Annotated in this window: 15 protein-coding genes; 12 read left to right on the forward strand and 3 right to left on the reverse strand. The window is 68.6% G+C overall.

Going from position 1 to position 13,638, the window contains the following annotated elements:
* Positions 1-17 precede the first annotated feature (17 nt).
* Positions 18-374 (forward strand): MBL fold metallo-hydrolase, encoded by a 357-nt coding sequence (locus ORI27_RS00190; protein ID WP_265994805.1) that lies wholly within the window; start codon positions 18-20, stop codon positions 372-374.
* Here ORI27_RS00190 and ORI27_RS00195 read toward each other — a convergent pair.
* Positions 371-1,552 carry an LLM class flavin-dependent oxidoreductase gene (locus ORI27_RS00195; protein ID WP_265994804.1) on the reverse strand — a complete coding sequence of 394 codons (1,182 nt, stop codon included), beginning with the start codon at positions 1,550-1,552 and terminating at the stop codon, positions 371-373. The two genes, ORI27_RS00190 and ORI27_RS00195, sit on opposite strands and share 4 nt — an antisense overlap.
* Positions 1,549-2,451: an alpha/beta fold hydrolase gene (locus ORI27_RS00200; protein WP_265994867.1), complete on the reverse strand. Its 903-nt coding sequence runs from the start codon at positions 2,449-2,451 to the stop codon at positions 1,549-1,551. The genes ORI27_RS00195 and ORI27_RS00200 overlap by 4 nt, the downstream gene beginning before the upstream one ends.
* Positions 2,452-2,625: 174 nt before the next feature.
* Here ORI27_RS00200 and ftsH point away from each other — a divergent pair, with 174 nt between their 5' ends.
* The 11 genes from ftsH (at position 2,626) to ORI27_RS00255 (ending at position 12,360) form a co-directional block, all read left to right on the forward strand.
* Complete coding sequence (ftsH, locus tag ORI27_RS00205) at positions 2,626-4,932, forward strand: ATP-dependent zinc metalloprotease FtsH (RefSeq protein ID WP_265994803.1); 2,307 nt, start codon at positions 2,626-2,628, stop codon at positions 4,930-4,932.
* Positions 4,933-4,949: 17 nt separating this feature from the next.
* The gene (folE, locus tag ORI27_RS00210) at positions 4,950-5,552 is read left to right on the forward strand and encodes a GTP cyclohydrolase I FolE (RefSeq protein ID WP_265994802.1); all 603 of its coding nucleotides are present in this window, start codon (positions 4,950-4,952) and stop codon (positions 5,550-5,552) included.
* Entirely contained in the window at positions 5,549-6,385 is an 837-nt protein-coding gene (gene folP, locus ORI27_RS00215; protein ID WP_265994801.1) for a dihydropteroate synthase, read from the forward strand. The genes folE and folP overlap by 4 nt, the downstream gene beginning before the upstream one ends.
* A complete protein-coding gene (folB, locus tag ORI27_RS00220; RefSeq protein WP_265994800.1) occupies positions 6,378-6,779 on the forward strand; it encodes a dihydroneopterin aldolase in 402 nt (133 codons plus the stop codon). Before folP ends, folB begins: the two co-directional genes overlap by 8 nt.
* Positions 6,776-7,342: a 2-amino-4-hydroxy-6-hydroxymethyldihydropteridine diphosphokinase gene (gene folK, locus ORI27_RS00225; RefSeq protein WP_265994799.1), complete on the forward strand. Its 567-nt coding sequence runs from the start codon at positions 6,776-6,778 to the stop codon at positions 7,340-7,342. The genes folB and folK overlap by 4 nt, the downstream gene beginning before the upstream one ends.
* Positions 7,342-7,818, forward strand: a complete 477-nt coding sequence (locus ORI27_RS00230; protein ID WP_265994798.1) for a DUF3180 domain-containing protein — start codon at positions 7,342-7,344, stop codon at positions 7,816-7,818. The genes folK and ORI27_RS00230 overlap by 1 nt, the downstream gene beginning before the upstream one ends.
* Before the next feature lie 66 nt (positions 7,819-7,884).
* Positions 7,885-9,177, forward strand: a complete 1,293-nt coding sequence (locus tag ORI27_RS00235; RefSeq protein ID WP_265994797.1) for a DUF6779 domain-containing protein — start codon at positions 7,885-7,887, stop codon at positions 9,175-9,177.
* Between the two features lie 87 nt (positions 9,178-9,264).
* Complete coding sequence (locus ORI27_RS00240) at positions 9,265-10,200, forward strand: Rossmann-like and DUF2520 domain-containing protein (RefSeq protein WP_265994796.1); 936 nt, start codon at positions 9,265-9,267, stop codon at positions 10,198-10,200.
* Positions 10,197-11,126 (forward strand): pantoate--beta-alanine ligase, encoded by a 930-nt coding sequence (gene panC, locus ORI27_RS00245; protein ID WP_265994795.1) that lies wholly within the window; start codon positions 10,197-10,199, stop codon positions 11,124-11,126. The genes ORI27_RS00240 and panC overlap by 4 nt, the downstream gene beginning before the upstream one ends.
* The gene (panD, locus tag ORI27_RS00250) at positions 11,126-11,542 is read left to right on the forward strand and encodes an aspartate 1-decarboxylase (RefSeq protein WP_265994794.1); all 417 of its coding nucleotides are present in this window, start codon (positions 11,126-11,128) and stop codon (positions 11,540-11,542) included. Before panC ends, panD begins: the two co-directional genes overlap by 1 nt.
* 2 nt (positions 11,543-11,544) lie before the next feature.
* A complete protein-coding gene (locus ORI27_RS00255) occupies positions 11,545-12,360 on the forward strand; it encodes a type III pantothenate kinase (protein WP_265994793.1) in 816 nt (271 codons plus the stop codon).
* On the opposite strand, the gene ORI27_RS00260 is transcribed toward ORI27_RS00255, so the two are convergent.
* The gene (locus ORI27_RS00260; protein ID WP_265994791.1) at positions 12,357-13,637 is read right to left on the reverse strand and encodes an alanine racemase; all 1,281 of its coding nucleotides are present in this window, start codon (positions 13,635-13,637) and stop codon (positions 12,357-12,359) included. The two genes, ORI27_RS00255 and ORI27_RS00260, sit on opposite strands and share 4 nt — an antisense overlap.
* Between the last annotated feature and the right edge of the window lies 1 nt (position 13,638).

Consider the following 13,638-nt stretch of genomic DNA (forward strand, 5'->3'; position numbering starts at 1 on the left):
GCACAAGATTTTTGGCCATGCCGAACCTGCAGCTCACCCACCTCGGCGGGCCCACCACCCTGATCGACGTCGACGGGTGGCGGATCCTCACCGACCCGACGTTCGACACACCCGGCCGGCGCTACACATTCGGCTGGGGCACGTCCTCCCCGCAAGGTCCCGCCTGGCCGGCCGAGCTCGTGGCGCCGGTCGACGTCGCGCTGGTGCACCCCGGCGGGGTGCGGTTCGGGTTCACCGGGCCGATTCGCTTCACGATGACCGCGGGCCGACGGACTCGAGTTGATCCGCCTGCTGCGCGCCAGACACTGTCGGATTCCATAGCGATTTCGGCGCGATTCCGTTCGCGTAGCGGCGGTTTACGCGCCGAAATCTAAGATTGCTCGCCCACGTGATCGCCGATGGCCTTCATGATCGCCTCGCCGGCCCGACCGAACAGGTCATCTCGCTTGTTCTGCGCCCATTCGTGCGACGCCTGTGGGGCATGCAGCTGCCCCTTGAAGTGCGGCATGACTTTCCGGGCGAACAGCTCGTAGGAGTGGTAGGTCGCCGGTGGGGCGGCCCAGTCGTGACCGAGCATCAAGAACGTGCCGAAGCCACCTGATCGCTCCAGCAGGTCGCCGATGTAGGCGATCGCATCGTCGGGTGTGCCGATGCAGCAGCCACCGCCGGCGGCGTAGTCGGCCACGAATTGCCGCGGGGACTGCGCGGCCTCTTCGACCTCATTGGACAGCGGGACGAACCCGGCGGCACCGAAGTACTTCGCGAAATCCTGCAGGCCGTACGTGCAGTCGTCGATGGCCTGGTCGTAGCTGTCGGCCAGGTGCATGATGCCCAGCACCCGCCAGGTGGCCCGGTCGGGCTCTGGCCGGCCGGACTTGGCGGCCTGGTCCACGACGATTCCCCAGGCGTCCTCCAATGCCGCGTAACCGCCGGGCACCGACATCGACAAGGACAGCAGTGAGGTGCCCAGTTGACCGGCCAGCCGTGGCCCGGACGGGGAAACCATTGCCGCCGTGGATATCTCCGGATACGGCCAGGTGTAGGGCCGGATGTGCAGGGCCGCGTCGCGCAGGATGAACCAATCCGAGTGCCGGTCGACGCGTTCGCCGGGCCCGGCGCGGAACAGCGCCAGGATGGCGTCCAGTGACTCCTGCATCATCCGCCGCTGCTCGACCGGGTCGATACCCATCATGTGGGCATCCGACGGCAGGGCGCCGGGGCCGGTACCGAACATCACCCGGCCGCGGGTCAGGTGGTCGAGCAGCACCCAGCGGTCGGCCACCATCAACGGGTGGTGGTAAGGCAGCGACACCACGCCGGTGCCCAGCCTGATGTGCTTGGTGCGTTCGGCGGCCGCCGCGATGAACACCTCCGGGCAGGCGATCAGTTCGTAGCCACCCGAGTGGTGCTCGCCGAACCAGGCTTCGTCAAACCCGAGCCGATCGAGCGCCACCGTGCGCTCCAGATCGTATTCCAGTGCGACAGTAGGTGATTGGCCCACCGGATGGAATGGGGTGATGAACACCCCGAACCGCAGTGGTCTGTCCGTCATGACCGCTCCACCTCGCCGAGGAAGTCCAGCAGGATTCGGTTGACGTCCTCGGGACGCTCCTGCTGCACCCAATGCCCGGCGCCCTCGATCCACTGTTCGGTGTACGGCCCGGCGACCACCTCGCGTGCGCGCGCCGGGTTCATCGTCGGGCCGATCGGGTCGGCGGTACCCCCGACGAACAGGGCGGGCACCAGGATGCGCTGCTCGGCCAGCTGGGGGGTCGAGGCCCAGTTGCGGTCGTAATTGCGGTACCAGTTCAGCGCTCCGGTGAATCCTGTCCTGGTGAACTCGGTCACGTAGTGGTCGAACTCGTCGTCGGTGATCCAGCCAGGCGGTGCGTCCGGTCCGGTCAGGCCGGTGAACATCTCGCGCATGGTGCCGGCCACGTCGGCGGCCATCTCGGCGTCCGCCGTGCCGGGCTCCTGGAAGCGCAGCATGTAGAAGTCTTCGCCGAACTTCTCCCGCCACCGCTCGGTGGGGCGGGTGCGCGCGCGGGGAATCGGCGGGACGGACAGGCCGGCGACCGCACGGACCCGCTCGGCGTGCAGCAGCGCGGTGTGCCAGACCACCATGGCGCCCCAGTCGTGGCCGATGAACACGGCTTGACTGGCCCCTCCGCCAACTTCTGAGTCGAGAAGGGCGACGAGGTCGCCGGTGAGGCAGTAGATGTCGTAGTCCTCGACCGTATCCGGTCGCGACGAACCGCCGTAGCCGCGTTGGTCGGGGGCCAGCACGTGGTAGCCGGCGTGGGCCAGGACCGGGATCTGATGGCGCCACGAGTAGGCCAATTCGGGGAAACCATGAGCCAGGACCACCACGGGTGCACCGCGATCGCCGGCCTCGATGACCCGTAACCGAACGCCGACACCGTCAACTAACCGTTCGGTCGAAGCGAGCACCGTGCCAGCCAAGCACAGCTTCTCCCGGCCTGGAAGGGCCGATTGCGCGCACAGCGAACACCGGTCAAAGGCCGCCGGAAACCCTGGGGGCTCTTACCGGCGTTGGTCTAGCGGTAGCCTGAACTATCCCAGCTGCGCAGATCGGAAGGACCGGGCCGTAACGGCCGATGCTTGATGAACCGCAAAAACGTGATCCGCACACTCACGGTGATCGCCGTTGTGCTGCTGCTCGGCTGGTCGTTCTTCTATTTCAGTGACGACACCCGGGGCTACAAACCCGTCGACACCTCGGTGGCGATGGCGCAGATCAACAGCGACAATGTCAAGAGCGCCCAGATCGACGACCGGGAACAGCAGCTGCGCCTCGAGCTCAAGAGCGGCAACGGCGACACCGAGAACTCGACCAAGGTCCTCACGAAGTACCCGACCGGGTACGCCGTCGACCTGTTCAACGCGCTGAGCGCCAAGAACGTCAAGACCAACACCGTCGTCAACCAGGGCAGCGTCCTGGGCTCACTGCTGGTCTACATGCTGCCGTTGCTGCTGCTGGTCGGCTTGTTCGTGCTGTTCTCGCGCATGCAGACCGGCGGCCGGATGGGCTTCGGGTTCGGTAAGTCCAAGGCCAAGCAGCTCGGCAAGGACATGCCCAAGACCACCTTCGCCGACGTCGCCGGCGTCGACGAGGCCGTCGAGGAGCTCTACGAGATCAAGGACTTCCTGCAGAACCCGTCGCGGTATCAGGCGCTGGGCGCCAAGATCCCCAAGGGCGTGCTGCTCTACGGTCCGCCCGGCACCGGTAAGACGCTGCTGGCCCGCGCCGTGGCTGGTGAGGCCGGAGTTCCGTTCTTCACGATTTCTGGTTCGGACTTCGTCGAGATGTTCGTCGGTGTCGGCGCCTCCCGGGTGCGCGACATGTTCGAGCAGGCCAAGCAGAACAGCCCGTGCATCATCTTCGTCGACGAGATCGACGCCGTCGGCCGCCAGCGCGGCGCCGGCATGGGCGGCGGCCACGACGAGCGCGAGCAGACCCTCAACCAGCTCCTCGTCGAGATGGACGGCTTCGGCGACCGGCAGGGCGTCATCCTGATCGCGGCCACCAACCGGCCCGACATCCTCGACCCCGCGTTGCTGCGCCCGGGCCGCTTCGACCGACAGATCCCGGTCACCAGCCCAGACCTGGCCGGCCGCAAGGCCGTGCTGCGGGTGCATTCGCAGGGCAAGCCGATGGCCCCCGATGCCGACCTCGAAGGCCTGGCCAAGCGCACGGTCGGAATGTCCGGCGCCGACCTGGCCAACGTCATCAACGAGGCCGCTCTGCTCACCGCCCGTGAGAACGGCACCGTGATCACCGCCGCCGCGCTCGAGGAGGCAGTCGACCGCGTGGTCGGAGGCCCACGCCGCAAGGGCCGCGTGATCAGCGAGCTGGAGAAGAAGATCACCGCCTACCACGAGGGCGGCCACACCCTGGCGGCCTGGGCGATGCCCGACATCGAGCCGATCTACAAGGTGACGATCCTGGCCCGCGGCCGCACCGGCGGTCACGCCGTCTCCGTGCCCGAGGACGACAAGGGCCTGATGACCCGCTCGGAGATGATCGCCCGGCTGGTCTTCGCGATGGGCGGGCGTGCCGCCGAAGAACTCGTGTTCCGCGAGCCGACCACCGGTGCGGTGTCCGATATCGACCAAGCCACCAAGATCGCCCGAGCCATGGTCACCGAGTACGGCATGAGTGCCAAGCTGGGTGCGGTCAAGTACGGCACCGAGCACGGTGATCCGTTCCTGGGCCGCACCATGGGCACCCAGTCCGACTACAGCCACGAGGTCGCGCGCGACATCGACGACGAGGTCCGCAAGCTCATCGAGGCCGCCCACACCGAGGCGTGGGCGATCCTCACCGAGTACCGCGACGTGCTCGACACCCTGGCCGGTGAGCTCCTGGAGAAGGAGACCCTGCACCGCAAGGAGCTGGAAGCCATCTTCGGTGAGGTGAAGAAGCGTCCCCGCCTGACGGTGTTCGACGACTTCGGCGGGCGCATTCCGTCGGACAAGCCGCCGATCAAGACCCCGGGCGAGTTGGCCATCGAACGCGGTGAGCCGTGGCCCAAGCCGATGCCCGAGCCGGCTTTCAAGAAGGCGATCGCCCAGGCGACTGCGCAGGCACAGGCCCAGCAGGCCCGGACCGGGAACGGCAACGGGGCGCACACCAGCCCGCAGCCCGTCCATCCCGGCTCGACCCAGCCCGACTACGGGGCGCCCGCCGGCTGGCATGCGCCCGGGTGGCCGCCGGGTGGCCCGCCGCCGCAGGGCGGCTACTGGTACCCGCCGCCGCAGCAGGGGTGGGGGCCGCCGCCCGGGCAGCAGGGTCAGCCGTATCCCCCGTATCAGCCCCAGCCTTCACCGCGTCACGCCGGGCCCTCCGCTGGGCCGCACGAGAATCCGGGTGCCGACGGGGGTCGTTCGAAAGCGCCGGACAACAGCTGATGACGAACGGAGCTTCAATGGTGCAGCCGGATTCGATCACGCTGGACACCCCGCTGTTCGATCAGCCACGGGCCGAGGCGGCCGTTCGTGAACTGTTGCTGGCCGTCGGGGAGGACCCCGACCGGCATGGTCTGCAGGACACCCCGGCACGCGTCGCGCGGGCGTTCCGGGAGATGTTCGCCGGTTTGTACACCGACCCCGACGCCGTCCTGGAAACCACGTTCGACGAGCAGCACGACGAATTGGTTCTGGTCAAACAGATTCCGATGTACTCGACCTGCGAGCACCACCTGGTGGCCTTCCACGGCATGGCGCACGTCGGCTACATCCCCGGTGAGGACGGGCGCATCACCGGGCTGTCAAAGCTGGCCCGAGTGGTCGATCTCTACGCCAAGCGCCCGCAGGTACAGGAACGGCTGACCGGGCAGATCGCCGACGCGATCATGCGCAAGCTCAAGCCGCGCGGAGTCATCGTCGTCGTCGAAGCCGAACATCTATGCATGGCGATGCGCGGAGTGCGCAAGCCGGGGGCCGTCACCACGACGTCGGCGGTGCGCGGACAGTTCAAGACCGACAAGGCATCCCGAGCCGAGGCACTGGAACTCATCTTGCGTAAATGACGCCATCAGGAGGGCCGCGCACGCAGGTGATGGGGGTTGTCAACGTCACCGACGACTCTTTCTCCGACGGCGGACGCTATCTCGATCCGGCCCGGGCCGTCGAGCACGGCCTCACCCTGGTGAATCAGGGCGCGGCCATCATCGACGTGGGTGGCGAGTCCACCCGGCCAGGGGCAGTCCGAATCGACGCCGAAGTGGAAGCCGCACGTGTAGTACCCGTCATCAAAGAGCTTGCTGCCCAAGGCATCACCGTGAGCATTGACACCATGCATGCGGCGGTGGCGGCGGCGGCCCTGGACAGCGGGGCCAGCATCGTCAACGACGTCTCCGGCGGCAAGGCCGATCCGGCCATGGCCCCACTGGTGGCCGAGGCCAAAGTGCCGTGGGTGTTGATGCACTGGCGTTCGGTTCGCGCCGAGCATCCCCATGAGGTGCCGGCCTACGACGACGTGGTCGCCGAGGTGCGTGCCGAACTGCTCGCCGGCGTCGACGCCGCTGTCGCCGCCGGGGTCGACCCCGAGAACCTGATCATCGATCCGGGACTGGGGTTCGCCAAGACCGCACAGCACAACTGGGCCTTGCTGCGCGCGCTACCCGACTTCGTGGCCACCGGAATTCCAGTGCTGGTGGGCGCATCGCGCAAACGATTCCTGGGGGCCCTGCTGGCCGCCGCCGACGGCACCGTTCGCGCACCGGACGGGCGGGAGATCGCCACCGCGGTCATCTCGGCACTGGCCGCCCACCGCGGGGTGTGGGGAGTGCGGGTGCACGACGTGCAGGCCAGCGTCGACGCGCTGAGAGTGCTACAAGCCTGGGAGGATGCCGATGGCTGATCGCATCGAACTGCGCGGCCTGACCGTCCGCGGCAACCACGGCGTTTTCGACCACGAACGTCGCGACGGGCAGGATTTCATCGTGGACATCACGGTGTGGATCGACCTGGCGGCCGCAGCGGCCAGCGATAACCTCGCCGACACCTACGATTACGGCACGCTGGCCCAGCGCGCCGCCGCCATCGTCGGCGGGCCGGCCCGCAACCTGATCGAGACGGTGGCCGGCGAGATCGCCGAGGATGTGATGACCGACCCGCGGGTGCACGCCGTCGAAGTTGTGGTGCACAAGCCCAACGCGCCGATCCCGTTGACGTTCAACGATGTTGCGGTCGTAGCGCGCCGTTCCCGGCGCGGGGGGCGGGGCCAGATCGTTCCCCTCGGGGGTGGCGCATGACGCGGGTGGTGCTTTCGATCGGCTCCAATCTGGGCGACCGGATGGCTCGCCTGCAGGCCGCTGTCGACGGGCTCGGCGACTCGGTGCGCGCGCTGTCGCCGGTGTACGAGACCGACGCCTGGGGTGGTATCGAGCAGGGGCCGTTCCTCAACGCCGTCGTCGTCGCCGACGACACGGGTGCCGACGGCCACGAATGGCTGCGACGCGCGCAGGCGCTGGAGAACGCCAACGACCGCGTCCGAGAGCAGAAGTGGGGACCGCGCACCCTCGACGTCGACCTCGTCTGCTGCTACGAGACGTCACCGGACGGTGACTCCGAAGTCTTCTCGCTCGACGAGGGCCTCACGCTGCCGCATCCGCTGGCGCACCTGCGTGCCTTCGTCATGATCCCCTGGCTGGCGGTCGACCCCGACGCCGAACTCACCGTAGCCGGCGAACGTCAGCGCGTCGATCGCCTGCTGTCCGAACTGGAACCGGTCGACCGCGACGGGGTCCGGCTGACCGGCCTGCTGCTGCGGCTCGGGGACGACCTACATCCGGATGGCCCGGAGTCAGGGGCCTGATGGGGCCGACACGCAAACGCGACCTCACCGCCGCGGCCGTCGGTGTCGCGATCCTGGCCTACTTGTCGGTGCACGTGCTGTACCACTACTTTCCGCCGATCACCGGGTGGACGGGGCTGTCACTACTGGCCGTCGCCGGCCTCGAGGCCGGGTGGGCGGTGTCGGTACGGGCCAAGATCCGCGATGGACAGATCGGAGTCGGTGGTGGTCGGCTGCACCCGTTGACGGTGGCCCGCAGTGTGGTGATCGCCAAGGCCTCGGCGTGGGTCGGGGCACTGATGCTGGGCTGGTGGATCGGCGTACTGATCTATCTCTTGCCCCGCCGGGGCGAGCTGAGGGTGGCCGGGGCCGACACCCCGGGAGCCGTCATCGCCGCGCTCAGTGCGCTGGCCCTGGTGGTCGCGGCGCTGTGGCTCCAACATTGCTGCAAGTCGCCCGGCGAACCGACCGACGACCCCGACGCCGCCCCGGAGTAGGCCCGGACGGCGAATCGCCGCAGCTCGACGACACGCGGACGGACGTCGCGCGGGTACAGTCAGCCCATGACCGTTCTGTCCCGCGGCGCCAAGAAACGGCGCGGCGGCCGCAGGCCGGGTTGGCTGCTCTTGACGGTGTTGCTGGTCCTAGCCATTGCGGCCAGTTCCGCCTTGGTCTTCACCAACCGTACCGAGTTGCTCAAGCTGGCGGTCATCCTGTCGCTGTGGGCGGCCGTGATCGGGGCCTTCGTCTCGGTCATGTACCGCAGGCAAAGCGATATCGACGCGGCCCGGGCGCGCGATCTGAAATTGGTCTACGACTTGCAGCTCGACCGGGAGATCTCGGCGCGGCGCGAATACGAGCTGAGCGTCGAATCACACCTGCGCCGCGAGCTCGCCTCCGAGCTGCGCGCGCAGTCCGCCGACGAGGTCGCCGCGCTGCGCTCTGAGTTGGCCGCGCTGCGGGCGAACCTGGAAATTCTCTTCGACGCCGACCTGGGCGACCGGCCCGCACTCGAGGGTGATCGCGCCGGCGACTGGACCCGCGACACCGCGACCCTGCCACCCGTGCCAGGGCGGGTCCAGAGCAGCCGCATCACGCCGGTGCGGCCGGAAGACACCGGCAGTCGCACCGCCGAGAACCCGATCATCGACGTGCCGGAAGAACCCTTGGTTCCGTCGCCGCCCCAGCAACCGTATGCCCCGCCGCCGCCGCGCCGCCGCGCCGAGCCCGAGTCGCCGGAGAACCGCCACCGCGGGTCGCATCGACGGCCACCCGAAAACGGCGAGCAGCCCGCCCCGCCGGTCGATCGACCGTTCGCACCGCCCCCGCCGTCACGTCCGGAACCGCAATCCGACGCCGCCGTCGCGGCGGCGGCCTTGGCCGCAGAGCCTCCCGCATCCGACGCGGCGCGCTGGCGGCCAATGGAAGGCGAGGGCCAATGGCTGCCGCCGGGCGCGCAGGGCAGCAACTGGGCCGCGCCCGCCGACAGCGGCATCGGCACTCCACCGGCCGCGCCGCCGTTCCCGTCCGCGGAGGAGCCGCCGCGCGGCCGGCACTGGACCCCGCCGCAGGACGCGACCTCCACGACCGAACCGGAATCCCAGCCGCGGCCTGAGCCGGTCATGCACCGACCGCCCGAACCCATGGCGCCACGCGCTCGCCATTCGGTCGAGGGATCCGCTCAACCGGCCATGTCAACGCCCCCGCCCGCTCGGCATCGCGGCACCGAGGAGGAGTCGCCGGCCGAGCGTCGCGACGCTCAACACACCGGTGGCCAGTCGGTCGCCGACCTGCTGGCCCGATTGCAGGCCAACGGCACCACCGGCGGTGGCCGCCGGCGCCGACGCGAGGACTGACCGAGCCGGGTTAGAGTTGTCGAGACCGTCCGGTACCCGACTCAGGACCGGAACGAACACACTCATGACGTCAGCGAGGTCGTCGACGTGGGGACCCCCAGCGGCTTACGCCCGGCCCGGCTCAAGGTCGGCATCGTCTCGGCCGGCCGCGTCGGTACCGCGCTCGGCGTGGCGTTGGAGCGCGCCGAGCATGTGGTGGTGGCATGCAGCGCGATCTCGTCGGCATCGCGTCGGCTTGCCGAACGGCGGCTTCCCGACACCGAGATCCTGCCGGTGCCCGACGTCGCCGACAGGTCCGAGTTGCTGCTGCTGACTGTGCCGGACGCCGAGCTACCCGGGCTCATCAACGGCCTCGCCGCGACCGGGGCGGTGCGACGGGGAACGATCGTCGTGCACACCTCGGGAGCCAACGGGGTCGCGATCCTGACCCCGCTGACCGAGCAGGGCTGCGTTCCGCTGGCCATCCATCCGGCGATGACCTTCACCGGCGCCGACGAGGACATCGCCCGGCTGTCCGACAGCTGCTTCGGCGTCACCGCCGCCGACGAGATCGGCTACGCCATCGCCCAGGCACTGGTGCTGGAGATCGGTGGCGAGCCGTTCGGGGTCCGTGAAGAGGCGCGAACGCTCTATCACGCGGCCCTGGCGCACGCCAGCAACCACATCGTCACCGTGGTCGCCGACGCGCTCGATGCACTGCGCGCGGCGCTGGCCGGGCAAGAGCTGCTCGGCCAGGAACTCGTTGTCGACGCCCCCGGCGGCTTGGCGGAGCGGATCATCGGTCCGCTCGCCCGGGCCGCTCTGGAGAACACCCTGCAACGCGGACAGGCGGCGTTGACCGGACCGGTGGCGCGCGGCGACGCGGCAGCCGTCGGTGGCCATCTCACTGCCCTCGATCAAGTGGATTCCGAACTTGCGCAAGCCTATTGCGCGAACTCGCTGCGTACCGCACAGCGGGCGCACGCTCCCGAGGAGGTTTTTGAGGTGTTGGCCGACTGGTCAGGGCAAGGACGGCGGCGATGAGCAACGACCCGCAGTTCGCGGCCGGACAGCTCAACGTGTATCCGACCCCCAAGGCGGTGTCCGCCGTCACCCGTGCCCTGCGGCACACCGGGCGGCGGATCATGCTGGTGCCGACCATGGGTGCGCTGCACGACGGTCACCTGGCGCTGGTCCGTGCTGCCAAGCGAGTGCCCGGCGCGGTGGTCGTGGTGTCGATCTTCGTCAATCCGTTGCAGTTCGGGCCCAGCGAGGACCTCGACGCCTACCCGCGAACCCTGGACTCCGACCTCGAACTGTTGACTGACGAAGGTGTCGAGGTGGTGTTCGCCCCGACTGTGTCGGCGATGTATCCCGACGGCCCCCGCACCACGGTGCATCCAGGTCCGTTGGGCGCACAGCTGGAAGGCGCCTCGCGGCCGGAACACTTCGCCGGCATGTTGACCGTCGTGCTGAAGCTGCTTCAGATCGTCCGACCGGATCGGGCGTTCTTCGGCGAGAAGGACTATCAGCAGCTGATCCTGATCCGCCAGATGGTCGATGACCTCAACGTCGACGTGCGCGTCGTGGGTGTGCCGATCGTGCGCGAGTCCGACGGCCTGGCGTTGTCTTCGCGCAACCGCTACCTCAATCCCGAAGAACGCGAACAAGCGGGCGCACTGTCCTCGGCGCTGCTGGCCGGCATGTACGGCGCTTCCGGCGGGGCCGGTTCAGCTCTGGATGCCGCCCGCGCGGTCCTCGACGAGGTGCCGGCCATCGGGGTCGACTACCTGGAAGTGCGCGGGCCCCAATTGGAGCCCGCACCCGCATATGGTCCGGCACGCCTGCTGGTCGCCGCCCGCCTCGGTGCCACCCGGCTGCTGGACAACATCGCCGTCGACCTGTCGACCGATACCGCTCCGCCCGGGGTCGGCAACGGTGAACACCACGAAATAACTTGGAGAAATTGATGTTCCGGACGATGTTGAAGTCCAAGATCCACCGCGCGACGGTGACGCACGCCGACCTGCACTACGTCGGCTCGGTGACCATCGACGCGGATCTGATGGACGCCGCCGACCTGATCGAGGGTGAGCAGGTGACGATCGTCGACATCGACAACGGTGCGCGGCTGGAAACCTACGTGATCGCTGGGCACCGGGGCTCCGGGACGATCGGAATCAACGGCGCTGCAGCACATCTGGTTCACCCCGGTGATCTGGTGATTGTGATCGCGTACGGCGTGATGGACGACGCCGAGGCACGGGCCTACCGACCGCGGGTGGTTTTCGTCGATGCCGATAACCAACAGATCGACCTTGGTGACGATCCGGCACACGTGCCCGACGATGTCGCCGGCCTGATCTCACCGCGGGCGGCGGGGTAATCGTGCTGCTGGCCATCGACGTTCGCAACACTCACACTGTCGTGGGGTTGATCTCAGGTTCGGGGGATCACGCGAAGGTGTCTCAGCAGTGGCGGATCCGCACCGAATCGGAAGTGACAGCCGACGAGCTTGCGTTGACCATCGAGGGACTGATCGGCGATGACTCCGAGCGCCTCACCGGCGCCACCGGGCTGTCCACCGTCCCCTCGGTCATGCACGAGGTCCGGGTGATGCTCGACCAGTACTGGCCGGCGGTGCCGCACGTGCTCATCGAACCCGGTGTGCGCACCGGGATCCCGCTGCTCGTGGACAACCCGAAGGAGGTCGGCGCCGACCGGATCGTCAACTGCCTGGCGGCTTACGCCAAGTTCTCCTCGCCCGCGATCGTGGTGGACTTCGGCTCGTCGATCTGTGTCGACGTGGTCTCGGCGAAGGGTGAATTCCTCGGCGGGGCGATAGCTCCCGGTGTCCAAGTATCCTCAGATGCAGCGGCGGCACGATCGGCGGCGTTGCGCCGAGTGGAGCTCACCAGGCCGCGTTCGGTGATCGGCAAGAACACCGTGGAGTGCATGCAGGCTGGTGCGCTGTTCGGATTCGCCGGCTTGGTGGACGGGTTGGTGAACCGGATCCGGGAGGATGTCGACGGATTCGCCGGCTCCGATGTCGCGGTGGTCGCCACTGGCCACACCGCCCCGCTGATGCTGCCCGATCTGCATACCGTGCAGCATTACGATCAGCACCTCACGCTCGACGGGTTGCGGATGGTTTACGAGCGCAACCGCGACAATCAGCGAGGCCGGATCAAGTCCGCGCGCTAGAAAAAGGTGCGGATCAAGGTGACCACCCGGCCTTGGTTATCGAGCTCCGGGATCAGCTGCCACTTGTCGAACACCGTGCACGGGTGCGACACCCCGAACGCGATCCAGCTGCCGACCTCGACCTTGGCTTCGGCGGTCGGTGACACCCTCAGAAACGCGTGCTGGTCGTTGAGCTTGACCACCTGACACCCGGTCAACCCGTCGTCCGTCCAGCCCGATGGCCGGTGAAGCCGTTGCGGCACAGGAAGATCCTGGTCGAATGACACGTCGCGGCGGCCCATCGTCAGCAGGGCCAGCCCGGGCTCGGGGCGCGAGCACACCTGGGCCCACACCTGTATCGCCGCCACGAACCCGCCGGGCGGGGCACCCGGCCGGGTCAGCGGTGACGTCCGCAGGTACAGCCCGTCGTCGTGGGTCAGATACGCGCCGCTGCGCAGGATGGTGCGCCAGTCGCCGGTCAGCGTCTGCGCCACCAGGTCGAAATGCGTGCTCCCGCCGGCGGTCACCACGAGATCGGGAACCTCGCATAGTGGCGCGAGGCGGATGGCGGCCGCGCGCAGCCACTCCAGGTAGTCCCGGACGGAGTCGATACCCGCGGCCGACACGTTGTGGCCCAGCGACGCCTCGTAGCCGGCCACCCCGACCAGGCGAAGTCGTGGGCTTGCCACCACCGCTGCCGCCACCGCGTCGGCGGTGGGGTTGTCCCGGCAGCCGGTGCGGGTGCCTGCCGCGCCGAGTTCGACGCAGACGTCGACCGGACGTCGGGCGCCGGCGGCCTGCAACGCCTCGGTCATCAAAGCCACCCCGCGGATGGAGTCCACCCAGCAGATCAGCCGGAAATCGGGGTCGTCGTCGAGTTCGCGGGCCAGCCACGCCAGCCCCGCCGAGTCGACCAGTTCGTTGGCCAGCACCACCTCCCGCACCCCGAATGCCCGGTAGGTGCGCAGCTGACTGATCGTGGCGACCGTGACCGCGCACGCTCCGGCGTCGAACTGCCTGGCCAGCAGTTGCGGGGCCATGTGGGTCTTGCCGTGCGGGGCCAACTCGACACCGTGGCGCGTGCACCAGCCGGCCATCGTCGACAGGTTGTGGCGCAGCGCCTCGGCGGATAGGACGCATACCGGCCCCAGCGGGCCGGCGGCGAACAGCTCGGGCTCGTCGGCGCAGATCTGTGCGGGCGTGCGGCCCGCCCACTCGGGGGGCAGGCCCTTGAATCGCCAGTCCACCCGTTCGTCGGCCAGGGCTGCCACCGCGGCCGGGTTGAGCAGCGATGTCATG

This window comes from Mycobacterium pinniadriaticum (genome assembly GCF_026242045.1).
In the GTDB taxonomy this organism is placed as follows: Bacteria; Actinomycetota; Actinomycetes; order Mycobacteriales; family Mycobacteriaceae; genus Mycobacterium; species Mycobacterium pinniadriaticum.